20 protein-coding genes and 1 riboswitch are annotated in these 25,225 nt (G+C 37.0%); of the genes, 3 read left to right on the forward strand and 17 right to left on the reverse strand.

Translation table 11 applies throughout. The features are described from left to right. Positions 1-351: 351 nt before the first annotated feature. From T529_RS0103945 to T529_RS0104005, 13 genes are all read right to left on the reverse strand, one after another. On the reverse strand, positions 352-2,856 hold the full coding sequence (locus T529_RS0103945; RefSeq protein ID WP_033162322.1) for a glycogen synthase: 2,505 nt from the start codon (positions 2,854-2,856) through the stop codon (positions 352-354). Between the two features lie 151 nt (positions 2,857-3,007). Then, on the reverse strand, positions 3,008-4,726 hold the full coding sequence (locus tag T529_RS0103950) for a BspA family leucine-rich repeat surface protein (protein ID WP_033162323.1): 1,719 nt from the start codon (positions 4,724-4,726) through the stop codon (positions 3,008-3,010). 2 nt (positions 4,727-4,728) lie between these two features. Further along, the gene (locus T529_RS0103955; protein WP_033162324.1) at positions 4,729-5,373 is read right to left on the reverse strand and encodes a hypothetical protein; all 645 of its coding nucleotides are present in this window, start codon (positions 5,371-5,373) and stop codon (positions 4,729-4,731) included. 307 nt (positions 5,374-5,680) lie between these two features. Next, positions 5,681-6,304, reverse strand: coding sequence for a hypothetical protein (locus tag T529_RS0103960; protein ID WP_033162325.1), 624 nt, complete (start codon positions 6,302-6,304; stop codon positions 5,681-5,683). Between the two features lie 242 nt (positions 6,305-6,546). After that, the gene (locus tag T529_RS0103965) at positions 6,547-7,815 is read right to left on the reverse strand and encodes an aspartate aminotransferase type Ic (protein ID WP_033162326.1); all 1,269 of its coding nucleotides are present in this window, start codon (positions 7,813-7,815) and stop codon (positions 6,547-6,549) included. 53 nt (positions 7,816-7,868) lie between these two features. Then, a complete protein-coding gene (locus tag T529_RS0103970) occupies positions 7,869-9,080 on the reverse strand; it encodes a sensor histidine kinase (protein ID WP_033162327.1) in 1,212 nt (403 codons plus the stop codon). Positions 9,081-9,092: 12 nt separating this feature from the next. Beyond that, positions 9,093-9,761: a response regulator transcription factor gene (locus tag T529_RS0103975; protein ID WP_033162328.1), complete on the reverse strand. Its 669-nt coding sequence runs from the start codon at positions 9,759-9,761 to the stop codon at positions 9,093-9,095. 5 nt (positions 9,762-9,766) lie between these two features. Further along, complete coding sequence (locus tag T529_RS0103980) at positions 9,767-10,375, reverse strand: GTP pyrophosphokinase (protein ID WP_033162329.1); 609 nt, start codon at positions 10,373-10,375, stop codon at positions 9,767-9,769. An 84-nt stretch (positions 10,376-10,459) separates the two neighbouring features. Continuing rightward, complete coding sequence (locus tag T529_RS0103985) at positions 10,460-12,406, reverse strand: PAS domain-containing hybrid sensor histidine kinase/response regulator (RefSeq protein ID WP_033162330.1); 1,947 nt, start codon at positions 12,404-12,406, stop codon at positions 10,460-10,462. A gap of 95 nt (positions 12,407-12,501) precedes the next feature. Beyond that, complete coding sequence (locus T529_RS0103990; RefSeq protein WP_033162331.1) at positions 12,502-13,833, reverse strand: response regulator; 1,332 nt, start codon at positions 13,831-13,833, stop codon at positions 12,502-12,504. A 38-nt stretch (positions 13,834-13,871) separates the two neighbouring features. Then, positions 13,872-14,240, reverse strand: coding sequence for a desulfoferrodoxin family protein (locus tag T529_RS0103995; RefSeq protein ID WP_033162332.1), 369 nt, complete (start codon positions 14,238-14,240; stop codon positions 13,872-13,874). Positions 14,241-14,399: 159 nt separating this feature from the next. Further along, complete coding sequence (locus T529_RS0104000; protein WP_033162333.1) at positions 14,400-14,666, reverse strand: helix-turn-helix domain-containing protein; 267 nt, start codon at positions 14,664-14,666, stop codon at positions 14,400-14,402. A gap of 83 nt (positions 14,667-14,749) precedes the next feature. After that, complete coding sequence (locus T529_RS0104005) at positions 14,750-15,040, reverse strand: hypothetical protein (RefSeq protein ID WP_074732487.1); 291 nt, start codon at positions 15,038-15,040, stop codon at positions 14,750-14,752. 111 nt (positions 15,041-15,151) lie between these two features. Between T529_RS0104005 and T529_RS0104010 the strand changes: the two genes are divergently transcribed. The 3 genes from T529_RS0104010 (at position 15,152) to T529_RS0104020 (ending at position 17,993) form a co-directional block, all read left to right on the forward strand. Continuing rightward, entirely contained in the window at positions 15,152-16,879 is a 1,728-nt protein-coding gene (locus T529_RS0104010) for an ABC-F family ATP-binding cassette domain-containing protein (protein WP_033162335.1), read from the forward strand. Between the two features lie 64 nt (positions 16,880-16,943). Next, positions 16,944-17,273, forward strand: coding sequence for an RNA polymerase sigma factor (locus tag T529_RS12285; RefSeq protein WP_051646843.1), 330 nt, complete (start codon positions 16,944-16,946; stop codon positions 17,271-17,273). 126 nt (positions 17,274-17,399) lie between these two features. Next, positions 17,400-17,993, forward strand: coding sequence for a zf-HC2 domain-containing protein (locus T529_RS0104020; protein WP_033162336.1), 594 nt, complete (start codon positions 17,400-17,402; stop codon positions 17,991-17,993). Positions 17,994-18,002: 9 nt separating this feature from the next. On the opposite strand, the gene T529_RS0104025 is transcribed toward T529_RS0104020, so the two are convergent. From T529_RS0104025 to T529_RS0104040, 4 genes are all read right to left on the reverse strand, one after another. Beyond that, complete coding sequence (locus tag T529_RS0104025; RefSeq protein WP_033162337.1) at positions 18,003-21,227, reverse strand: DEAD/DEAH box helicase; 3,225 nt, start codon at positions 21,225-21,227, stop codon at positions 18,003-18,005. A 114-nt stretch (positions 21,228-21,341) separates the two neighbouring features. Beyond that, positions 21,342-22,520 (reverse strand): phosphoribosylaminoimidazolecarboxamide formyltransferase, encoded by a 1,179-nt coding sequence (locus tag T529_RS0104030; protein WP_033162338.1) that lies wholly within the window; start codon positions 22,518-22,520, stop codon positions 21,342-21,344. 51 nt (positions 22,521-22,571) lie between these two features. Next, positions 22,572-22,651, reverse strand: a riboswitch (ZMP/ZTP riboswitch). 151 nt (positions 22,652-22,802) lie between these two features. Then, positions 22,803-24,023, reverse strand: coding sequence for a glycoside hydrolase family 1 protein (locus T529_RS0104035; protein WP_033162339.1), 1,221 nt, complete (start codon positions 24,021-24,023; stop codon positions 22,803-22,805). Between the two features lie 418 nt (positions 24,024-24,441). After that, positions 24,442-25,224, reverse strand: a complete 783-nt coding sequence (locus tag T529_RS0104040) for a ChbG/HpnK family deacetylase (RefSeq protein ID WP_033162340.1) — start codon at positions 25,222-25,224, stop codon at positions 24,442-24,444. Position 25,225: the final 1 nt, after the last annotated feature.

The raw sequence follows: 25,225 nt of genomic DNA on the forward strand, positions 1-25,225 counted from the left end.
TTCTTTGCTATATGGCACAGTTCTTTTATAGTTTTGTAGTCTTCCTTTGAAAGATGCTTTACTTGTTGTTTTACGGTAAGATGCATACAGCTTTCCCCTTTCTAAAGACTAGGAAACAGGATTTCCTGTATGTATATTATATCATATCCCTAACCGCCATTCATCCCACGGCCCAAGGGCACGTGGGTTTTCTGTCGGGAACTTTATAAAAATAATCTATAGAAAAGTGAAATATATCGATTATATCAATATATTTCACTTTTTTCTTTTGTAACTGTAAAGCATCAAAATGATAAATAAGGAAAAAGAGGTCTGCATAGCAGACCTCAAATATAAAGACAAATCTTTTTATTATCTTGTTAAATCGACATAGAGATCACGATACTGTCTTGCACTAGATTCCCAGCTTACATCCTTGTCCATGTTACGCTGTACCATCTCATCCCAGCACCATCTATTTGTGAAATAGAGTGTCTTCGCTCTGTTAATAGCATCCAACAATAATCCAGATTCATAACGGTCAAATGTGAAGCCATTGCCCCAGTTTGTAAATTCATTGTAAGGTTCAACAGTATCCTTTAAACCACCAGTTTCTCTGACAATAGGAATATCTCCATAGTGCATTGCAATTAACTGTGTTAATCCACATGGTTCAAAGCGAGAAGGCACTAGTAATGCATCTGCTCCTGCATAGATATGGTGTGCTCTTGTTTCATCATACATGATATTTGAACATACTTGTCCTTTATAAGCATTTTCATAATATCTAAAGCTATCTTCGTACTGAGCATCACCTGTACCAAGGATAACAATCTGTGTATTACCATCAATAAGCTGAGGTAAGATTTCATTGACTAAGTCCAAGCCTTTCTGGTTAGTCAATCTTGAAACAAGACCAATCACAAACTTACCATCATCAACTTCTAAGCCTAATTCTTCCTGTAAAGCTTTCTTATTTTTACGTTTTTCTGTTAAGACATTACCTAAATCATAGTTATTCGCAAGTCTAGGATCAGTTGCCGGATTCCAGATATCATAGTCAATACCATTGACTATACCTCTTAACTTGCCTGAATGATATCTTAAGTGTGCATCAAGATCTTCACCATATTCAGGTGTCTGAATTTCCCATGCATATGTGCCAGATACTGTTGTAATTGCATCTGCATAAGTAAGACCACCCTTAAGCATATTAGCATCCAACCATTTTACAGTTAAGGCATCTTTATTGAAGACATAGTCAGGAAGTCCAGTCCAGTAAGAAATCATCTTCTTGTCATAAACACCCTGGAAACGCAAGTTATGAATTGTTAGAACTGTTTTTGCTCTACCAATAGGTGTATCTTTAAACATTGTATCAAGATATACAGGAACCAGTGCAGCCTGCCAGTCATGGCAATGGATGATATCTGGTTCCCAATCCATATAGTTCAATGCAGCTAAAGCAGCTTTTGAGAAATAACAGAACTTTGGAATATCATCAATTAAGTTCGTATATGGATTACCATTTGTAAAGAATTCCTGGTTATCAATGAAGTCATAAACAACGCCATCCCATACATATTCCATAATTCCGACATAGAATGAACGACCATCACTACATAAGTTCATATCAAATGATCCACGATAAACCATCTTATTCTGATATTTTTCAGGAATACAAGCATAACGAGGTAAGATAACCTTAACATCACAATTTTGCTTAGCTAATTCCTTAGGCAATGCATACATAACATCCCCTAATCCACCAGTCTTCACAAATGGATAACATTCAGAACCAATGAATGCCACACTTCTTCTTGGCTGTGGTAATTCTCTTACAGGTTCTTCTTTCTTCTCTTCAACAGGCTTTGTTTCTACCTTAGTTTCAGCTTTCTTTGCAGCTGGCTTTTCTTCCACCTTAGCTTCAGCTTTCTTTTCAGCTGGTTTCACTTCTGCCTTAGTCTCAGCTTTCTTTTCAGCTGGTTTTGCTTCAACCTTAGTTTCAGCTTTCTTTTCAGCTGGTTTTGCTTCTACCTTAGCTTCAGCTTTCTTTGCAGCTGGTTTTACTTCCGCCTTAGTTTCAGCCTTCTTTGCAGCCGCTTTTGCTTCTGCCTTAGCTTCAGCTTTCTTTGCAGCTGGTTTTGCTTCAACCTTAGTTTCAGCTTTCTTTTCAGCTGGTTTTGCTTCTACCTTAGCTTCAGCTTTCTTTGCAGCTGGTTTTACTTCCGCCTTAGTTTCAGCCTTCTTTGCAGCCGCTTTTGCTTCTGCCTTAGCTTCAGCTTTCTTTGCAGCTGGTTTTGCTTCAACCTTAGTTTCAGCTTTCTTTTCAGCTGGTTTTGCTTCTACCTTAGCTTCAGCTTTCTTTGCAGCTGGTTTTACTTCCGCCTTAGTTTCAGCCTTCTTTGCAGCCGCTTTTGCTTCTGCCTTAGCTTCAGCTTTCTTTGCAGCTGGTTTTGCTTCAACCTTAGTTTCAGCTTTCTTTTCAGCTGGTTTTACTTCTGCCTTAGCTTCGGCTTTCTTTTCAGCCGGTTTCACTTCTGCCTTAGTTTCAGCCTTCTTTTCAGCTGTTTTTTCTTCTGCCTTAGTTTCAGCTTTCTTTGCAGCTGGTTTCACTTCAACCTTAGTTTCAGCTTTCTTTGCAGCTGGTTTTACTTCCACCTTAGCTTCAGCTTTCTTTGCAGCTGGTTTTGCTTCTACCTTAGTTTCAGTTTTCTTTTCTGCTGTTTTAACTTCAGTCGCAGTTTTTACTGTTGTTTTTATATCATCGGCTGCTTTAACAGGACTAGCAGTCGCAACTTTTGTATCATTTTTCACAGACTTTACAGCTTTTCTCACTGCACGTGTCTTCTTTTTTCTCGTAGATTTTGCTGGCATAATATTCTCCTCCATTTAATCATCGAAGACATTATATCACATTATCAATCATGAAAAAATCCCAGTTCAAATTCTCTTATAAAAAACAATCATCTTTCATATTTTGAAAATAAAAGAACCAGGTGCAATAAGTATCCTGGTTCAAAATATTCTAATTATTACAACTATTTGTGGCATTCATTTTTGTTGGAGCAGGAGAATCCCAAATAGCATATAAGTCATATACCTTACAATCATCACGATTATAGACTGGACTCATATCCGTTGGAAGATATGTCTTACCTGTACCATCCTGCTTCGTATTCCAATATAAGAAAGTATGACCTTCACGAACCGGTTTATAAGCAGATAGTTTTGATGCCTTCCATCCACAGATATCAAATTCCGATACAGTATAATCGAATGGATCATCATACTTACTTCCAGTTCTACTATATGTATATGTTCCACCATTCATATGCAATCTTACAATAGAGCCCATTTGATATGATTGACCATTAATAATGCCTGTAAACTTATTGAATACAGGGATAGGATATTGGAATGATGTATACTGGAACATTGCATTATTATCATTGTCTTTAAATAGCTCAACAGGTAAATTCCTGTTCTTAATACCAGAGATATCTTTAAGATAATATGCTCCAGTCAACATTCTCCAACAACTCTTTACATTATGGACATCCCAATTTTTTAAAGCATCCAGGTTACGCAAACTTAGACATCCTATTTTTGGTGTGTCTACTCCCCATTGATTTGGTGTCCAGTTCGCACCACCAAATAGCCAATTGAGGTTTGTGACTTTTGAAGTATTCCATTTTGCAATAGGAGATATATTCGATAAAGATGGACAAGAATAGAATAACTCACTAAATGATGTTGTTCTGCTTGTATCCATGTCTGCAAGCCCACTTATATCCTTTAGTTTCCATAGACAACTAAACATTGAACCAGCATCCGTATTCATATAAGTAGGTTCACCATCAGCAGTTGCTTCACTCCACCAATATAGCGTACCTTCTCCATTAGGCTTATCTTCAACAAACCATGCATAGATTTTATAATCAGAGTCTTGTGTTGAAACAAGATTTGTGCTTGTCTTATATTTTTCTGGTATTTGTGATGCATGTTTAATGGCTTCAATGTTTGTATTGACCATTCTATAGCTACCCGCACTAAAACTGTTCCCTTTTGCGTTATGTGATAGACTTAGAATCTTATCATGGAAAGCTGGACCATCTATAAATGTTGCTTCTTTCTTCTTCCACACTGCATAAACATCAATATCATCAGTTATCTTTGCAGTATTTATATCAAAAGTTTTACCTGTACCATCAGGAGTGTAGTTCCAGCTCATCAAGCGATATGTTTTTCTACTAGGATCTTGATACTCATATCCTTTGGCAACATCATTTTTATTCGTTTTATCATTTTGTATATAGCCAACAATATGAGTATCTTTGCCTCCTGCAAATACTGCGTCTTTCGCGTTCGCATGATATGTAACAACTGGTGGGCGGAAGCTATAAGTATAAGTAATATCTTTTGTTATTTCAGTGGATGTATCCGGTATTGCTGGACTCCAGCTTCCATGAGCTGTATAGCCAGCAGCAGGCTTCATATTTGTTGGAATTTGATTTAGAGATAACGTTTTTCCATAAGGCACACTAAATGTAATAGGATCTGTTGATCCATCTTCAAATGTACCATACTCAACAGTAAAAGTTACTGTCATATTCTTTCTCGCAATATATGTTATATCTTGCGTATTAGAGCGGGTTGTAGAATATGCAAATACACTGACTTCACAAAGAAGCATCATCACAAAAATAGCAGCAAGAGATGCAAGAAAACGTGTTATTTTTTTCATTACTATTCCTCCCCTCTGTGATTTTTAAACAAACGCATCATTTCATAAATAATAGCACCACTAGAAGCAACTAATATCAAGACATAAAGAGCTATTTGTGTATTGTCACCAGTTTTAAGCAATTTCGTCTTCTTTGCTGGCTGATGCGTATTCTTCATGTTTGTTGATGAGCCATTTGTTTTTGCAGCTTTAGTAATGACTTGTGCTTTATCTTTCCATGGTTCATCTTTTGAGTAATCAGCTTTATCAACTTCACTTGCATTAACAGCTTCAGCATAGGCACTTATTTTAACCTTTGATAATGAAACATCACTATTTTTCAATGTAACATCAACAAACATTGGCGTTGAAATATTCTTTGATGCAAGTGCAGGTTCAAAATAATAATATTCCCCACACTTCTTCCAGTTTTCACCTTTAACATGAACGTCATAAGAAGCACCTGTTTTTAAATCCGAAACAGTGGCAGAAATACGTACATATGATATGTCACTGCCATTGTTCTTAACACTCAGCTTATATTGTTGCGTCTTCCCAAACTCTGTCTCAACGACCTCTTGTGCAGGTTCCTCCAACAAGGAAATAGCTGATCCAGATGCGTAGACAGGCGCACTAGAAAAAGCTAGGATGCCTGCCATAGCCAGCATTAGACAACATATCTAGTATAGCTTTCTAAATGTAGACATAAATTTCAATCTCCCTTCATAGTATTATCCCAAATGATATATCTACATCTTTATTTTATTTTTTTATAACATTTCAAGTTAAATAGAATACACATAACATGAATTTATATAATGTATACTTAATATTCGTCACATAATCACAATATCATCAACATAATGGTATATATATCACTAACGTTTTATTCTAGATTTTTATAGCCAAAACAACTTGTCCTATGTAAAATCCGCATTAAAAAAAGCCACGAAGATTTCTTCGTGACTCTAAAAACTACCATGCAGTAGCGATATCTAATTGTGTTGGATTACGTAATGCGAATGATCCCGTATCAACGACAATACCCATACCTAATGATGTAGGAAGGATAGTGCCCTTTGGACGAATGGATAAGTTAGCTGCCACCATGACATAGTCACCAAGCATCTTTACACCATCTTCTCTTACCCAATATCTTGCATTGTTGCCTCTAGCGCGCATAGCACTGACAACGTTATTCATATTCATATTATAAAAAGATTCTTTACCACTTGGGCCATTGAATACACCGGCACTTCTTGTAAGTCTGCCACCACGACTAACGTAGCGTGTTGTTTGTACCTGTGCTTTTGCCTGAGATGCTGCTTTTGCCTTTGCTTTAGCTTCTGCTTCAGCCTTAGCTTTTGCTTCAGCTTCTGCTCTTGCTTTTTCTTCAGCGGTTTTTCTTGCTGCTTCTTCAGCTGCTTTCTGGGCATCAATTTCTGCCTGAATCTTTGCAGCTGTTTCTTTTACAACATTGGCTGTCTCTTCATGAGCAACCTGTAAGCTATCTTTTGTTGAAGCTGCCTGTGATGCAACATCAATGGTAATTAATTCTTGTTTTGTTTCCTTAATATTTTCAGCGTTAACTTTTGACACTTGTACGCTAGAGATTAAAGCTAAGCTTAATACTAACGCACTTAATTTCTTTCAATTCATCATAAATTTACCTCGCTTTTTAAGTTCTGTTTTACTATACACAACTTAAGAATTTTTGTCAAATATTTTATTGATAAAATCAACATTTTTTGAGTTTCTTAATTATTTCTTAAGCAATTTCTTAAGAAATTAAGAATCTTAAGAAATAGAAAAAACGCCCATTATATGGACGTTTTTTGAATTTAAATTAATTGTTCTAGAGAGACCATTTTTACGACTGTCGCAAAGACTTCAGCAGCTAATTTTATTTCATCAAGTGGCGGTAATGTAGGTGCAATACGAATATTTGCATCATCTGGATCCTTGCCATATGGGTATGTTGCGCCTGCTCCTGTCATCACAACACCAGCTTCTTTCATCTTACCAACAATTGCCTTTGCAGTGTTCTTATTGCCAGTAAAGGAAATGAAATAGCCACCTCTAGGTTTGCTCCAGCTGCCAACACCTAAGCCTGTTAATTCACGATCAAGTATTTCTTCAACAGCTTCAAACTTAGGTCTGATAATATCCGCATGTTTTTTCATATGTTCCTTTAAGCCATTGATATCTTTAAAGTAAAGTACATGTCTTAATTGATTAAGCTTATCATGACCAATCGTCTGATGTTTCATCTGGTTAAGGATATCTTTCTTGTTGTCCTGTGATGTTGCTAGGGCTGCAATACCAGCGCCAGGGAATGTAATCTTGCTTGTTGAACCAAATTTATAGACAAGATTAGGATGTCCTGCTTTTTTACATTCTTCTAAGATATCATGAATATTGATTTCTTCATAGAGATGATGTACACAATAGGCATTATCCCAATAAATTCTAAAGTCCTTGGCAGCTGGTTCTAGTGCTGCTAGGCGTTGAATCACTTCATCACTGTATACGACTCCACCTGGATTAGAATACTTTGGTACACACCAGATACCTTTAACTGTAGGATCTTTGACATATTCTTCAACCATATCCATATTTGGACCATAATCATCCATCGGAATATTAATCATCTCAAAGCCAAAGAACTCCGTAATACCGAAGTGTCGATCATAGCCAGGTACTGGGCATAGCCACTTAATTTTGCCCTGCTTACAAAATGGCATTTCACCCATCACACCAAAACTATAGCTACGAGAAATCTGGTCATACATGATATTCAATGAGGAATTACCATAAATAATCATATCTTCAGGCTTACTATCCATCATATCAGCCATGAGCTTCTTAGCTTCCATCAAGCCATCAAGACAGCCATAGTTTCTTGCATCCGTGCCATCCGATGCTGTTAAATCAGATTCTGCATTAATGACATCCAACATACCTCTTGACAAATCAAGCTGATCACTTCCTGGCTTACCCCTTGCCATATTAAGTGATAAATTCATATCAAGATATTTCTGATATTGAGCTTTTAAACGAGATAATTCTTCTTGTCTTTTTTCTTTTGATAAATCTTTATAAGCTTTCATCTATTCTCTCCTTTTTGCATTTATTATACACATGAAATAATTATCTCACAAGATTATAAGAGCACTTCAAAGGTAATCACATTGTCTTTCCAGCTGACACTGATTTTTCCTTTGCATGCTGCAACGATCGATTCAGCCATCGACAAGCCAATCCCATAGCCACCCTTACCAATATGCGTATGGGAACTATCTTCACGATAGAAGCGCTCAAAGAAACGTGAATAATCGATATTGGCACCATTACGATAATCATTGGAGACAGTTAATCTTACACGTCTGCCCTTACTTAAGGTAACTAGGACAGTACCATTCTCATCACAATATTTAATCGCATTATCAACAAGAATATTGGCAAGTTCATGTAGACGCTTTTTATCCGCCTTGACAAAAACAAGATCTTCAATATCCGTTTTCAGCGTTAAGTTCTCACCAGCAGCCACTGACTTGAAATCCTGAGCGACACTCTTGACTGTTTCTGAATAATCAAAGTGTTCCAGCATAATATCTTCACGTTCATCAAGACGTGCAATCGTGACAAGCTCTGAAACCAAACCTGATAAGCGCTTGACCTGCTTCATCGTACTCTCCGTCCATTCATTCTTGCCATTCATCATTTCCATGACTTCAGTATTAGCACTAATTACGGCAAGAGGAGTTTTGAGTTCATGACCGGCATTGGTAATGAATTGTTTTTGTTGCTGCTGGGAGCGTATGATGGGTTTAATAGCCTTGCCTGAAAGCAAGCATAATAAGCCAAAGAATACGACAAAGGAACCAAAACCAAGCCATAAGCTCATTGACAACATCGAAGAGGCAAAGCTTGACTGATTTGTTCCATCGATAAAGACAATCATCCTGCTGCCATCTTTCTTATTTACCACTTTATAAAAATACGTGAGATCCGCATATTTTATATGTCCTCTATCATTATCCACCTGCCTCGTTAAAGCAATGGCATCTTCTTTTGTAATTGCAGCAACCTTGTCCATGGAAGCCTTGGCAAGCGTACCATCTTTATTGAAAACAATGGTGAAATAACGTGTCTCATAGGATGTCTCCGGTGTAAAGTACTCATTGTCATCACTTTGACCTTTGACTTTAGGCAAATAGCCATTATGCGCAACGATATAATCCAGGGTTGTATAAATACGGTTGTAGGCACGTTCATGGATGGCTGAATTAATAATGCCAATAATAGTAACAAGAACAACAAGCAAAGCTACTGAAGCTGAACCAATAAATCGCCACCTTAATCTTCTAATCATAAACTCACCACCTTATTTCTGCACTAAATGATAATTTGCACCTTCTTCACCTTCAATGACAATACTTGCTCCAATCGCACTAAGCTTGCTGTTGAGATAGGAAACATAGACATAAACAAGATCAATTGAAGCATCCTCATCGTCCTTCCAGACATGATTGAAGATATTTTCTGTCGAAAGCATCTTCCCCTTGTTCAACATAAAATATTCCATCAATTTAGCTTCCTTACCACCAAGTCTTACAGCATTCTCACATTTTATTTCCTGTTCATCAATATCCATAATGACATTGCCAGCTTCAAGCACTTTAGGTGTATATGTTTCTAGACGCCTTGTCAGACTCTTAATACGGGCTATCAGCTCACCGATTGCAAACGGCTTAGTCAGATAATCGTCCGCCCCAGCATCAAGGCCATTAATGCGATCCTCGACTTCAGCTTTGGCTGTTAGAAAGATAACGGGTGTTCGATCACCAGCTTCACGTATTTTACTTAAGGCATCCATGCCATTCATGACAGGCATCATGATATCAAGCACCATGCAGTCATAAGCATTCATTGAAGCAAACTTTACAGCCTCAGCCCCATTTTCCACCGCATCAACATCATATCCACTATGCGTCAGCACAGCGACCAAGGCTCTTTTTAAATCATGTTCATCCTCAGCTAATAATATTCTCATACAAATCAACTCCTATTAATAAGATCTCTGATTGTCTGCATCGAAAGATCACAGCTCGCAAGTTCATCCGTAACTCTCTTTAATTCAGATGAAATGAGTTCGCGATTTTTTATATTCTTCTTATAGCTCATCTGATGTTCCAAAGCAGCCCATGAATCCATGGCAATTGTTCTAATTTGAATTTCCACATAGAAGGATCCAGGCTGATGTCCTAGAACATCTTTTTGATGACTTGTGACTTGAATAATCATATGGTAGGAACGATAGCCATTTTCTTTCGCATGGGAGATATAGTCTTTCTCTTCTACAACGTTGACAAATTCCAAACCTTTTATAAGACGCACGACTTCAAAGACATCATCTACAAATGTTGTGACAATACGTAAGCCAATGGCATCCTTTAATGTCACCAAGGCATTATAGGTTGTTGCTTCTAGATGTTTTCTCTCAAGTTTCTCAAGCATGGACTCCTCACTCTTAATACGATAATTTAAATGTTCATAGAGCGGTTCTCCATGTTCTTTTTGATAAGCTTCATTAAAACTTTCTATTCTACCTACAATTCTCTCCATCACTTCTTTTAGAGCAGGCAAGTATTCACCATAAATAGACATTTTTTAACACCTCAAAAATATTCTAACACAGAAGTATGACGGAATTGTTTCATTTTACAATTTCAAACAAGAAAAAGAGCTTGCTTACACAAACTCTTTTCCAACATATTTCTGCATCATTTCCACAAGCTTTTCAAGAGTAACAGGTTTTTCAAGAAAATCGTTCATCCCAGCTTGCTGACATTTTTCCATGTCCTCTTTAGAAGTATTCGCACTAAGAGTGATGATAGGTTTACGATAGCCCATTCGTCTTAGCTCTTTGGTCGTCTGCAAGCCATCAAGACGGGGCATCTGCATATCCATCAAAATCATATCATAACTATGCGCTGTAGCTTTTTGTAAGCCCACGAGCCCATCTTCAGCAATGTCCGCTTCTACATTCTGACTTTCCAGCATTGACTTGACAATCATGGCATTAATGGCCACATCCTCACAAATAAGCACACGTCTGCCTGACAAATCCTGCATTTTCTTTTCTTTCTTTTGTTCCTCACCATACCCAAAAGGAATGCGTAAGATAAATGTTGTCCCAACACCAAGCTCTGAATGGCAGGTAATGCTTCCCCCAAATAAATCAACAGCCTTCTTCACAATCGAAAGCCCTAATCCATTGGATGTACGGGACTTCGTCAAGGGATTATGTTCCTGCGTGAATGGTTCATAGAGCTTTGTTTCTACAAAGTCTTTTGAAATACCAACTCCATTATCGCGAATTTCATGTTCCATGATCATCTGACCATTTTCTTCAAAGATATTCTCATGCCACTCAATTCTTCCTCCATCATACGTATATTTAATGGCATTATTTAAGATATTGATAAGAATCTGCATCAGCCATTTACGATCAATAAGAATCTTACCAACATCCTTCTTGACATCAAATACAAATGTATGTTTGTTGCGATCAGCAGAAGGCTTAACAATATTATAGATTGAAGACATGATAGCATCATGATCCCATATATCTGCATAGAGTTTCATCTTGCCGCTATCAAACTTCTCACTTGAAAGTACATCATTGATTAATTCCAATAAATAACGAGAGGCATCCATAATCTTGGACATCGTTTCTTTATCTTGATATTTATCTGATTTTAATGCCAATTCACTCAGGCCAATGATTGTCGTTAGAGGCGTACGCATATCATGGGACATTCTTGCCATGAATTCACTCTTTGCCTTATTCGCCTTTTCTTCATTCTTCAAAGCTGTCTGAAGGGCACCATTGAGCTTCTGTATTTCTTTTTGTTGGCGATATTCTGAACTTACGTCTTCAAAGCTCCCTACCAATCCAGCAATCTCGCCATCAATATAGAGTGGTGCCTTTGAGGCAACAATATCGCATTCACGTCCACGAATGACACATTTACCATGAATACGATGGGTGCTTTCACCATATTTGATAACACGTTCCTCATCATTTTTGAATGGGCCAGGATCATTATGCCAGCCCATATCTTCATCCGTCTTGCCAAGAATGTCATCAAGTGAAGTAAAGCCATAATATTGGAGAAAGGCTTTGTTGGCACCAAGGAATCTTCTTTCATTGTCTTTCCAGAAGATATTTGTCTGGGTTGTATCAAGAATCTTTTCAAGCAAGGCATGTGATTGTACTGAACTTTTGATTGCACTACGCAATTCCCTTTGTTCATTTTCAATATTATGCAATTCAATCATCAGATAGCTATCTTCCTGATTATTGAGATACTGGCCATAACTCATAAACCAGACATACGGATCTTCTTGTCGTAAATGAAAGCGAAAGCGCACACGCATCTCTTCATTACGATGATCATAAATGTAGCGTAATCCCATTCTCATGGCATAAAGATCTTCATCATAGATAAAATATTCAGGATAGAGCTTAAAACGTTCAATATAGTTCTCAATATCATCATCACAAAGTCCCATATAATCCTTGAGTCCTTTAGAGAGAAGTACAACTCGTATTTTACGATGAGTTGTATCAAGAACGACAAAAGGACATAGTGAACTTTCAATAAACGCTCTGCTCTCTTCAAAATGACGCATATCACTCACCATCCTTTTGTATAAGTATATCGCATTTTAAGCTTTCATCCACCTTAGAAAAGATATTCATTAGAAAAAAAGTTAGAGAAATCTCTCTAACTTCGAATAGAATTACTTAATGTGATATATAATTCTTCAGGATCTAGTGGTTTTGTGATATAGCCATCCATTCCAGCATCAGTACTGCTCTGATAATCTGCTTCATAGACATCGGCTGTCATGGCAATAATAGGAATGATGCTTGACTCTGGATGAGTTGAATAACGAATCTTCTTACAAGCTTCAATACCATCCATAACTGGCATACGAATATCCATCAAGATGGCATCATAAGTATGGGGCATGGCATGGGTGAACATCGCAACACCTTCAGCACCATCTTTCGCATAATCCATCATCATGCCTTCCTTTTCAAGAATGGCTCTGGTAATTTCTGCATTCATCTCATTATCTTCTACAACAAGAATGTTCTTTCCGCGAAGAATGGAGAAGTCACGTTTTGTTGAAGCATAGCTGTTTTTATGACAATAAGCCCAGTTAAACTTTACAACAAATTCACTGCCTTCATTCTCCTTGGATGTGCATGTAATTGTGCCTTTCATCTGATTAACGAGCGAAGCAACAATTGCCAGTCCTAATTCATAATGCCCTTCATTGAATTTCTGGTTAGGATCTTTCTTGAAGAGATTATTGAGCTTGCGCTTACTTATACCCTGACCATCATCCTTGACAGTAATGGTAAGATCTAGTGTATTGCCTTCGCCGCTTGCTCCTTCGACCTTGAATAGAATATGTCCGCCTTCTGGTGTATATTTATTGGCATTTGTCAATAAATTCATCACGACCTGTTGTACTCTTGGAGCGTCAACAAGAACATAACGAAATTTATCAATATTGATATATTCGACATCAAAGACCTGGTTCTTAGCTGCAAAGCGTTCACTGACAAGTTCAACAATCGGACCAAAGACATTCTCAATTGTAGTTGGATTTTCTTTAAGAACAATTTCCTGATCAGAAACATGATATGTTGCCATCAAATCATCCACTACCGTCATTAAATAGAGACCGGCATTATTGATTTTTGAAAGGCTATTCAACATTTCCTGAGGATTATAGTTTTCAGTGAGTTCAGGAGATGAGAAGTTGAGAATGGAATTCATCAAGGTACGGATATCCCTGCTCGCTCTTGAAAAAGCGACATTCTGCATATTCGTTACCCGGGCATTATAGTCCACATGCTTCGATAGATAATAGGCTATACAAAGAATAAATAATTCTTGAATAACCCCCATACCAATGACAACATAAATGGCTGTCATTGGTACATGAGGCAAACTGAACATAATCGCTATCGCAATAGCCATTATTGCTAAAGTTCCAGTTGCCAGACATACCAGCAAAGACTTCATTTTTCCTTTCACCATACCATCATCTCCTAAACATTAGTGAATATTATGCTTGATTAAGCCATCCATAAACCATGAAGGTTGCAGTATTCATAGACATGAACAACTTCTTCACCTTCAGCTAAAACAAACTGAGCTGCTGGTTTTTCACCAGGTTTTAAGTATTTAATCTGAGCTCCCTTATTTGTTTCAACGGCAATCCACTGGATTGAATGTTCTTCAAGCATTGGATGTTCAACACTACCAACGACAACATTAACAACATTTCCTTCTACGTTGCATACTGGTACATGTTTTTCATTTGCAGCATCAGTTGTATTTGGCGCTAAGACTTCCATCTGTTCACCACAACATGATGGGATGCATGTTTTTTCATCAATATAAGTAACAATATTTCCACAGTGATTACATCTTAAGAATTTCATTTTCTTAATCCTCCTTAATTATTTTATATAAATAAATTCTAACACATTTTTGTTTAGTCTTATACGAAATTGCTTGAAAATTTTAAATCTTTAATAAGCCCTTACAAAAAAGTATATAAAAAAAGTCTCCTACCCAATTTCAACGCTCAGAGACTCTTTTTATTCTTCAGTATCATCTTGTATCAATTGTCCAAATAAAGGACTCGTAAAGAATTCTTCTAGCGATAGATTCAACCCATGACATACCTTTGAGATAGAAACAATACTCATATTTCTTGTTCCAGCTTCCAAAGTAGTAATATAGGTACGATCAACACCACTTCTCAACGCAAGAGCTTCCTGGGACATTCCCTGTTTCTTACGCAACTCTCGAATTCTCATACCAACCAACACCTGCTGATACTCAACTGTGAATTCTTTCTTCATTTTTTCAATCACCTAGCACTAGTTTAGTTTTTTAGAAGATGATAAACAACTGATTATAAGTCACATTTATTATTCAATTAGTATTATTTATAGCTTTCAACAATTTCAAATATATAGCGATGATGGGCTGTTGTAAGATAGATATAGCCATTTTGATCTTGCGTAATACTCCCCGGTGTCGTTTTAATATAATGGTATGGTTTTGTCGCCCCTTTAAAGACGGCAAAGACTTTTGTATAGTTTGATGTCCGGCTATATAAGATTTCTACAAGACCATAAAGACCGATATATTCTGATTGGCGAGTGAAAGAGGTTTTTGATTTTGAAGTGATATCTTTGATGATACCAGAGAATTTCATGTACGTTCTTTCCATATTCGCCTAAACAACCCTTCTTTTTTTCCTAGTACACAAATTATAATACAAATAGATATGTTTGTACACGTAGAAGAATATGCTATAATGTCGTAAAAACAGGAGGGAATTATGTTAGCTGCAATTAATGATTTATCTTATTCGATTGGTGAAAGAACGCTCTTCTCCCATCTTCAATTCATTATCGAAGAAACGGATCATCTGGCCTTGATTGGTGTCAATGGCACAGGTAAGAGCACCCTGTTAAAAATGATTGCAACACGTCAGGGTGATATCAGCTTTAAAAAAGATACACGAATTGCCTATCTTCCTCAAACGCCGGAACTTGATGACAACTTAACAATACTCCAGCAAGCTTCAAAGCTCTCCCCTCATGCCAAAGAGTTCGAACTCAAAGCTTCACTTAATCGGTTTGGCATAGAAAATTATGATGCTCTTGTTGGTCCATTATCAGGTGGTCAGAAGAAACGTTTAGCCCTTTCTTGTGTGATGCTGAATGATTGTGACTTGTTGATTCTTGATGAACCAACAAACCATCTTGATACAACAATGATTGAATACTTGGAAAAAACACTCAAGAAATTCAATAAAGCCATTCTCATGGTTACCCATGACCGCTACTTCCTAGAACGCATTACCAACCGCATGCTGGAGCTTGACCGTGGTAAGCTGTATAGCTATGAAGGCAACTATGAGTCCTTCTTAAAACAGAAAGCCGAGCGCGAGTCAACTGATCTATCCGTCCAGCATAAACGTGAGCAGTTCTTGAAAAAGGAACTGGAATGGGTTCGAGCTGGGGCACAGGCAAGAAGCACAAAGCAGAAGGGACGCCTGCAGCGTTTTGAAAAGCTCTCACAAATTGAATCCATTAAAGAAGTCAACAATGTTGAAATGATCAATACGGCAAGTCGCCTTGGCAGCAAGACTATTGAACTTAAGAATGTCTCCAAGTCCTTTGGTGATCATTTACTTTTTAAGCCTCTCAGCTATTTATTCAAGCGTTATGATCGAATTGGTATTCTTGGTGTTAATGGCTGTGGGAAGAGTACATTGATGAATATGATTGCCGGGGAAATAAATGATTATGATGGTGAGATTGACAGAGGCAGCACCATCAAGATTGGTTATTTCAAGCAAGGTGTTGGTGAGATGGATGAAAGCATGCGTGTCATCGATTATGTTCGTGAAACAAGTGATGCTCTAGAAACAGCTGATGGCGTTCTAACGGCAAGAAATATGTGCGAGCGTTTCCTCTTTGATGATCATGCCCAATATACTCTTATTGGCCGCTTATCTGGTGGAGAGAAAAGACGTTTGTATTTACTTAAGGTCCTAATGGAAGGTCCTAATGTCTTGCTTCTTGATGAACCAACCAATGACTTAGACATTGAAACAATCAGTATTCTTGAAGATTATCTTGATAGCTTTAAGGGAATTGTCATCACTGTCAGTCATGACCGTTATTTTCTTGATCGTATTGCTGATGGACTATTTGTCTTTAAGAATCAGACAATCACTTATCATAATGGGGGCTATAGTGACACCATCTCTATCGAAGAAGACAAAGAGACAAAAGTTTCTCATAAAGAAGCCTACAAAGAAGCCAATAAAGCAACCCGTAAAAAGAAACTCAGTTTTACTGAAAAGAAAGAACTTGAAGAACTTTCCAAGTCCATTCCTGAAGACGAGCAGAGAATCAAGGATATTGATGAGAAAATGAATGGTCTAACGGACTTTAATGAAATCGCTAGCCTGACAAAAGAACGTGATGCTCTTGAAGAAGGCTTGGAAGAAAAAAATCTACGTTATTTAGAATTACTTGAAATTGAGGAAGGTTAAGATCTTCCTCTTTTCTTGTAACGTTTTAAGAGTTGGGATGTTAGTAAGGTGAAGGAGGTAAGAAATGAAAGACGAAGAACTTGTAGCCTATTACCACGATATCTATGTCTATGCCTACAGTTTATCGAAATCCCCACATGAAGCTGAGGATATCGCCCAAGAAACCATGCTGAAAGCCATCAGCAACATCTCTTCGTTTGATGGACGTAAGGATATTCGTGCCTGGCTTTTTACGATTGCCCGCAAATCTTTTACAACAAGAAGCGCAAAGACAAACGTATCATATTGGAAGACTTTAGTGCTTCACCCATTCAAGATAGCGGAATACATTTTCAAGAAACCCTCGTCCAACACGAACAAGCTAAGCAGATTCATCAATACTTGCATAATATGAAAGAGCCCTACAAAGAAGTCTTTACCTTAAGAGTATTTGGTGAACTTTTTGGGACGAGTGAAAACTGGGTACGGGTGATATTTTATCGGTCGAAGAATGAAATCAAACATTATATGGAGGATAATTATGAATAAAGAATGTGAAATTACGAGAGACCTGATTCCCTTATATATCGACCATATTTCTAGTGATGCTTCTAAAGACTATGTTGAAGAACATGTTGCGCATTGTCCTGAATGCCAAAAAATCCTAAACGATATGCAATCGCATATCACACTTCCCATTGACTATAGCGAGCGGCTTGAAGAAGCAAAGCCCATTACCAAGCTTAAAAAGACGATCAACCGTAAAATAATCATTACAGCTACAATTTGTGTATTGATTGTTCTCACTTTTGTCTCATCAACTTATATTTCAACAAAAATCACTTATGACATTCCTTCAAGCGATGTCACTTTCTATGAAGCCAATGGTAAGCTGTTGATGAAATATAAAGGTCATGGCGCCTTGCTTTATAGTGCCTATGCCTCCCATATCGAGAACAGTCCAACAAAAGAATGGCATATAAGCTTTACCCAAACATTCTTTGATCGTTACGTCCAGCCCCTCTACAAAAAAGATAAACCACAAGTCCTTGATTCGACAAAAGAAGTTAAAGCTGTCTATGATCAAGATGGTCATATCTTGTGGCAAAACAAAAGCTTACCCAATAATGAGTAAGCTTTTTTCTTATTCCTCAAATAAACTCATGATTTCATCATTAGTCATTGTTGTAATAACGCCTTCATTACCTTCAACAAAGGCATCGGCAAGATTCTTCTTTTGTTCCTGGATGTTCTGGATCTTTTCTTCAATAGAATCCTTCATGATGAGCTTATAGACAAAGACGGTATTCTTCTGACCGATACGATGAGCTCTGTCCGTTGCCTGTGACTGGGCGGACATGTTCCACCATGGGTCAAAGTGAATAACACCTTCAGCAGCTGTAAGATTCAAGCCCGTACCTCCTGCCTTTAAGGAAATGAGGAAGACAGTTGAATCATCATTCTGGAAAGCATCCACTCTTTGTTTTCTCTTTTGTTTTGTCGTTGAGCCTGTCAACATATAATACTTAATACCACGTTCATGTAATTCCCTAGCCATCAAATCCAATACCTGGGAGAAGGATGAGAAGACAATACATTTCTTATTGTTTTCATGATAGGTATCAATCAAATCAAGAGCTGCTTCCATCTTGGATGAGATATGTTTGACATCATCAATGATTAATCTTGGTTCACAACAAATCTGTCTGAGTCTTGTCAGCATGGCAAGAATTTCAATACGGTCTTTCTTGCTGTCCATGCTTGCAAGTTCCTTGTTAGCTTCAACAAGATTGGCATAATAGAGCTTGCGTTCATCTTCTTCAAAGTCAATAGTCAGTGTTTTTTCAACCTTATCAGGCAATTCCTTTAAGACTTCTTTCTTTGTACGACGCAGGATGAATGGTGAGATAAGTTTCTTTAATTCATTGCTTTTCTCTTCATCATGCGATCTAACAATAGGTGCTTCATAAGCCTTTTTGAAATAGTTATAGTTAAAGAGATAGCCTTTATTTAAGAAATCAAAGATACTCCATAATTCAGCAAGAGAGTTTTCAATTGGTGTACCTGTTAAGGCAAACTTCTGCTTACCATCAAGTTCTTTAACTGACTGGGCATTCTTTGTTTGTTGGTTCTTAATATATTGGGCTTCATCAAGAATCACAAAATCAAACTTCAAGCCTTTATATAAATCAATATCTCTTCTGATATAGTCATAGCTTGTTACTAAAACATCATAGTCTTTCGCATGTTCAATGATTTCTTTACGTTTGTCAGCTGAACCCATGACACAGACATTACGTAAATGCGATGAGAATTTATCAAACTCATCATTCCAGTTGAGAACAAGCGAACTTGGACATACAACAATACTAAAGTGCTCAGGCTGATTTTCCAACAAGGCAATCATCTGTAAAGTCTTACCTAGTCCCATATCATCCGCAAGAATGCCACCAAAATGTAAATCGGTCATCGTACTAAGCCATTGGTAGCCATCTTTCTGATAATCACGTAAGATATGTCCAAACTGATCATTAATCTCATGCTGGTGAGCTTTATAGTTTGTGAGTTCATCAATGATATCTTTGAATGCTTCAGAACGAGCAACTTCAATATGACTCATTTCATTAGCTGTCATATCTAATGAATAAGCACGATTGAGATTCATATCAACATGGCCATCTTTTAAGTCTTTAGGCAACAAGTGATAACGATCCATCATCTCATTCACTTCAGCTAATTCATCACTCTCAATATAAATCATTTCGCCATTCTTCAGCTTATGATACTTCTTTTTCTTCTTAAAGCTGTTCATTACAGCGGCAAGTTCTTCTTTTGGAATACCGATAGAATCAATATCAACAGAAAGTAAGTTATTAGATACAGTAATACCTACCTTTACTTTCATCTTAGCCTTTGTACCAATCTTCTTAAGATTATCAGATACATAGATATCAGCATAATTCTGCAAGAAGGCAATACCACGATCTAAGAAATCCATAGACTCATCAACTCTTGTATCAAAATAATAATAGTTTTCATCATTACCTGTTGAATGGTCTTCAAGATATTTTAAAACAAGATCAGCTGTAGCTGAGTGTGGTGTATCAGGCTTTTCTATAAGATTAATCTTTTCTTCACTATAAATGCCTAGGACATTGAAGTATGCTTCTTCTTCTGTATTGATATCGCCATAGATTTCTAGACGGTCTTCTTCTTGGAGATTGATATCACCCTGGAATTCTATAACATCCTTGATGGGTGAAATGAGATAGCGGTAGAAGTCATTTTCTTTGTTTAATGGGACATAGATCGTATCATTATTTTGATTGAAGGCTTCTAAGAGCTTTACAAAAATGCCTCTTTCATCACCTTTAATATAATGAATAATACAATGATAATTTCTTCCATAGGTTAAATAGTAGAGATTGTTTTTGCCAGCAAAATAATTATGGACATCTTGATGTTTAATATCGAGACGATAAATAACATCACGATCATTGCGAGTTGTACTAATGGTCATCTTTTCATTATCTTCAACCATAGTAAGATCTTTGACAGCCTGGGGATTTTCTTCTAGCAAGTGACATAAAGCATCCACCATATAGCCAGAAAACCCAACGGCCTGATTGCCATAGTAGTAGTCAGTGTTGCGGCGTTGCTGTGCGCGCATAAAGTCATAGATTTTTTTACTCTTTTCATCAAGATCTTGATAATTATGAACCCAGGCAAAATTCTTACCATAGTTATAAAATTCATGATTATCCATACGGCTGATAAACTGCGCAATATCCTTAATGATATAATAGCGTTCACGGCCGACCTTGAAGCGAATTGTTGAATAGTTGCGATAATCATGATAGGCAATTATATGTACTGGTTCATGGCTTTCGGAAAATGTTTGATACATCTGATTACGAAAATCATTTGTAAGTGTCTCAGATACACTTTCTAGTGCACTAATACGACGATCTTCCCATTCACGTCTTAATTTTTCTTGATATGTCAGTGCTGCTTCTTCCTTACGCTTTCGTGCTGCAGTCACATCCGCTTCATAATCAAACGGGAAATGATTTGGAGCAAGGTCTTGAACAGCGAGAATGACAGCGCCGGCATGGGCACAGGCTGTATAGGCATCATAGAATTCACAGTCACAGCTTGTTTCAATAATCTTGGAGTACTTGGTAACATATATATGTGGTGTATAAATTGTATCATTAACGAATACTGTGCCGACAATTTCATAACGATCATGAACAAATTCAATATGAATACGTGTAACAGCACCAGATTCATAAAGCTTACGTGCTAAGTATTGATTTCTTTTTTGTGAGACAGTACGCAAGAATTCTCCATCAGTAATAAAAAGCATTTCTCTTCATTCCCCTTTTTTCATTCATATTATTATATCATGCCTTACATATTATTGACTACAAAAACAGCAATAAAAAAAGCAGTCCCCTGCAATCAGGACTGCTCTTATTCGTTAATGATGGAACAAACGTACATGTGTGAAAGCAAGTACCATATTATACTTATCAGCAACTTCAATAACGTTATCATCACGTACTGAGCCACCTGCTTCACCAACATAGACTACACCAGAACGATGTGCTCTTTCCATGTTGTCACCAAATGGGAAGAAGGCATCTGAACCTAAAACAACATTCTTATTTGTCTTAAGCCATTCTTTCTGTGCCTGTCTTGTGAAGACTTCTGGACGTACTTTGAATGTATCCTGCCAGTTGTCATCACCATTGACATCCTCCCAGTCTTCTGATAGATAGACATCAATCGCATTATCACGTTCTGCACGTTTTAAAGTATCAACGAATTGAAGATTTAATACTTGCGGTGACTGTCTTAAATACCATTTATCAGCTTTATCACCAGCTAAACGTGTACAATGAATACGGCTCTGCTGGCCAGCACCAATACCAATTGCCTGTCCATCTTTGACATAACATACAGAGTTAGACTGCGTATATTTTAAAGTAATCATTGAGATAATAAGATCTCTAATCGCAAAGTCAGGTAAGTCTTTGTTTTTTGAAACAATATCAGTAAATAAGTCCGGTGTAATTTCGATATTATTTCTACCCTGTTCAAAAGTTACACCAAAGACCTGTTTTCTCTCTATTTCAGCAGGTACATAATTAGGATCAATCTGAATAACACAATAGTTACCACGTTTCTTTGTCTTTAAGATTTCTAATGCTTCATCAGTATATCCAGGAGCAATAATACCATCGCTGACTTCTCTCTTAATCAGCTTAGCAGTTACAGCATCACAGACATCACTTAATGCACAGAAATCACCATAGCTGCTCATACGGTCACTACCCCTAGCCTTGATATAAGCATTTGCGACTGGCGATAATTCTTCATTAGATTCTTTTACGAAATACATTTGTCTTTCAACTTCACTTAATGGTGTACCCACTGCTACCCCTGCAGGAGATACATGCTTAAAGCTTGCCGCACAGACTTCACCTGTTGCCTTCTTGACTTCTTTGACAAGCTGCCAGCTGTTAAGAGCATCAAGTAAGTTAATATAACCTGGCTTACCATTCAACACCGTGAAAGGAAGATCCCCATCTTCCATGAAAACGCGTGCTGGCTTTTGATTAGGATTACAGCCATACTTCAATTCAAGTTCCTTCATCTTATCCTCCTATTCAATTTTACGAAAAAAGAGCCTACTACCCCTGGCGCTTCTTCCTGCCCAGACGGTCGGCTCTACAACGATTATACTTCATGTGGTTAATTCCACTTCCGCCAGTCGTATAACTACCTATAATATATTATGTTTTCTTCTTTCAATCAAGAATATTTCTAGAAATTTCAAAAACCACTTCCATCAACATTGAATATCTTTCTTCTCCATCGTTATTATCCTATTTTCTTTCTAATAAAAAGAATCACTCCAGACGAGTGATTCATAATTTTATTTGTAGAATTGTTGAATTATGTCTTGAGTAAGCTTACCCTCTTTCGCAATTGCACCATAGAACTTGCCACTTTTCTTAAGTGTACGTTTATAAGTTTCATGATCATAAGTAGCCAAGCCAAATTTAGGCATATATGACCCCCACTCCCAGTTGTCCAACAAGCTCCAATGAAAATAGCCGAGCACTTTTACTCCTTCGTCCATCGCTTGATGAATAGCCTGAAGCATTGAAGCTATATAGATTATACGATAGCGATCATGTCTTGTGGCGATGCCATTTTCGGTGATAAGTATAGCGTTATAGATTACTTCAGGACAAATCTCATCACTAAAGAACGGTTCATCAGAAGAATGAAAGTGAGTGGCATTATAGTGATCAAAACGGAAGAGCTTTTTTCGGCTGTTGATCAGCTGACGAGTATAAACATTAATTGCCCAGAAGTCTACAGAATCCTTAAGTTCAGGTATCATCAATGCATCATGTTCAGGCACAATGATTTCCCCCGTACGAATCGCATTGATAAAGAAGCCTTGTTCCATATAATCAATATACTGTGCCATGATCTGATCAGCTTCATCATATGCACGCATCGGCTGTTTTTGTGCATAGTTAAGAGGAAGTGAAACTGGCTTTGTAGAATATTGTTTAATAAGCTGGTATGCTTTGGCATGATATTGTAGAAGATTGATGCCTTCGTCTCTTGAATATTCAAAGACGATATTAATTTCATTTAATGTTAGATAATAATCCACATATTGATCATATTCCTGAACAGCTAACTTTACATAACGCAGCCAATAATCAAGGTTATCCATGATACGAAAAGCTTTCTTCTTTTCAAACCAGACAGGATGAGAATTATGATGTAGCGTTAATGCAACTTGAATGCCTTCCCTCTTAAGCGAACTTAAAACCTTATGATAGTGTTCAATGGCTTCTTGATTAAATTCACCCTCAACTGGTTCAATACGACTCCATTCCAAAGACATACGGTATGTATTAAGATGCATAGCTTTAATAAGTTTAACGTCTTCTTCATACATATTATAGCTGTTACATGCCTTACCAGCCATTACATAACCTGGCTTTTTAGGAGCTGTTTCTTCATCGTCATAGAAAGAGTTGTTGTTGCCTTCTATTTGTTGGCCAGCAGTTGATACGCCCCAAAGAAAATCTGATGGAAAAACAACGTCTTCATAATCCTTAATATTAATCATTTGATTATAATACCTACCTTTCGTTCTTAAAAGCTTCATTATCTAGTATCTTAAAAACAGATACCAGTTAGACAGTTCATTAACGCCACAAACCGTTTGTAAATGCCTGTACTCAAAGAGCCATTGATAACAGATGGAATACTTATATCAATAGCAATCACAACAAAAAGCTATAACATCAAGCACATTAGCAGATAAAGGTCCTTAATATATCGCCTTCAGGAAGTGATATCATTGCCGCAGCAGAAAGAAAATGATATAAATTATTCACCACTCAGACTATTAACGAACGATATGCTTCTTTAAGCAATAAGCCATTTCAATTTATGTAATCCAAAGCATCACATGAAGTTATGAATATATAGGATAATCTAGAGAATGGTTATGTAATTGAATGCCTAACTCTAGACATGTGATACTATAGTTCTTGAAAATCTTTATATGTCACCAACTCAACATTATGTTCATCAAACCAATTTTTTACTTCAGCAGAAGTCATAGCTTCTAAGTCCTTAATCCGATATAAATTAAAACTTGAAAATTTAAACAATTGGCTGTCTGCATACCCACAATGACAAACTAATACACCATATTCATGATGTAAATAATCATTTTTATCTTCGATAATATAGTCTTTTAGACTCGACTGTAATTGATGATCTAATGTTGGCGGAAATTTGTACCAACCCATATCTGATGGTGCCATTTTTTCGTTTTCAATTATATCGATAGAATAAGGAACATTATATTTCTTTGCTAAATCTCGGCTGGCTTGCGTGATTGTTTTTGTAACATATGCATGTGCGTGTAAATAGTCCGGTTTTTTACCAACCAGTTGAATATATTTTTGAATTTGTGCTTCAAACTCCTTATAGACCTCTTCATAAACAACATGATCAAAATGATTTTCCTCATTATCAAGCTTTCTATTCATAGAACTAGAAAGAAAAGTACCATCATTTTGTACGAGACCTGGTATTTCACAAGAATCTAAAAGTGCTGGCCCTGTTGAGATATTTAAATCAACACCAAAGGCAATATTATTCAGGAATGGCTTTATAAGTCCAACAACTTCCTCGGTCCATGGCATATTCGCAAACAAGCCTGTATTTCTCACAATGCCAAATTTAATTGCTTCAATTATTCCAAGAGAAACAGCTTTTGTGATTCCATAATCATCTGATTGTACTAATAATTTCATG

Origin of the sequence: Sharpea azabuensis DSM 18934 (assembly GCF_000702165.1) — a bacterium.
Taxonomy (GTDB): Bacteria; Bacillota_I; Bacilli_A; order Erysipelotrichales; family Coprobacillaceae; genus Sharpea; species Sharpea azabuensis.

Bases quoted from the DNA above. Each gene is read 5' to 3' on its own strand.
- T529_RS0103945 (WP_033162322.1), bottom strand. From the start codon at position 2,856: ATGCCAGCAAAATCTACGAGAAAAAAGAAGACACGTGCAGTGAGAAAA.
- T529_RS0103950 (WP_033162323.1), bottom strand. From the start codon at position 4,726: ATGAAAAAAATAACACGTTTTCTTGCATCTCTTGCTGCTATTTTTGTG.
- T529_RS0103955 (WP_033162324.1), bottom strand. From the start codon at position 5,373: ATGCTGGCTATGGCAGGCATCCTAGCTTTTTCTAGTGCGCCTGTCTAC.
- T529_RS0103965 (WP_033162326.1), bottom strand. From the start codon at position 7,815: ATGAAAGCTTATAAAGATTTATCAAAAGAAAAAAGACAAGAAGAATTA.
- T529_RS0103970 (WP_033162327.1), bottom strand. From the start codon at position 9,080: ATGATTAGAAGATTAAGGTGGCGATTTATTGGTTCAGCTTCAGTAGCT.
- T529_RS0103975 (WP_033162328.1), bottom strand. From the start codon at position 9,761: ATGAGAATATTATTAGCTGAGGATGAACATGATTTAAAAAGAGCCTTG.
- T529_RS0103980 (WP_033162329.1), bottom strand. From the start codon at position 10,375: ATGTCTATTTATGGTGAATACTTGCCTGCTCTAAAAGAAGTGATGGAG.
- T529_RS0103985 (WP_033162330.1), bottom strand. From the start codon at position 12,406: ATGCGTCATTTTGAAGAGAGCAGAGCGTTTATTGAAAGTTCACTATGT.
- T529_RS0103990 (WP_033162331.1), bottom strand. From the start codon at position 13,833: ATGGTGAAAGGAAAAATGAAGTCTTTGCTGGTATGTCTGGCAACTGGA.
- T529_RS0103995 (WP_033162332.1), bottom strand. From the start codon at position 14,240: ATGAAATTCTTAAGATGTAATCACTGTGGAAATATTGTTACTTATATT.
- T529_RS0104000 (WP_033162333.1), bottom strand. From the start codon at position 14,666: ATGAAGAAAGAATTCACAGTTGAGTATCAGCAGGTGTTGGTTGGTATG.
- T529_RS0104005 (WP_074732487.1), bottom strand. From the start codon at position 15,040: ATGGAAAGAACGTACATGAAATTCTCTGGTATCATCAAAGATATCACT.
- T529_RS0104010 (WP_033162335.1), top strand. From the start codon at position 15,152: ATGTTAGCTGCAATTAATGATTTATCTTATTCGATTGGTGAAAGAACG.
- T529_RS12285 (WP_051646843.1), top strand. From the start codon at position 16,944: ATGAAAGACGAAGAACTTGTAGCCTATTACCACGATATCTATGTCTAT.
- T529_RS0104020 (WP_033162336.1), top strand. From the start codon at position 17,400: ATGAATAAAGAATGTGAAATTACGAGAGACCTGATTCCCTTATATATC.
- T529_RS0104025 (WP_033162337.1), bottom strand. From the start codon at position 21,227: ATGCTTTTTATTACTGATGGAGAATTCTTGCGTACTGTCTCACAAAAA.
- T529_RS0104030 (WP_033162338.1), bottom strand. From the start codon at position 22,520: ATGAAGGAACTTGAATTGAAGTATGGCTGTAATCCTAATCAAAAGCCA.
- T529_RS0104035 (WP_033162339.1), bottom strand. From the start codon at position 24,023: ATGATTAATATTAAGGATTATGAAGACGTTGTTTTTCCATCAGATTTT.
- T529_RS0104040 (WP_033162340.1), bottom strand. From the start codon at position 25,224: ATGAAATTATTAGTACAATCAGATGATTATGGAATCACAAAAGCTGTT.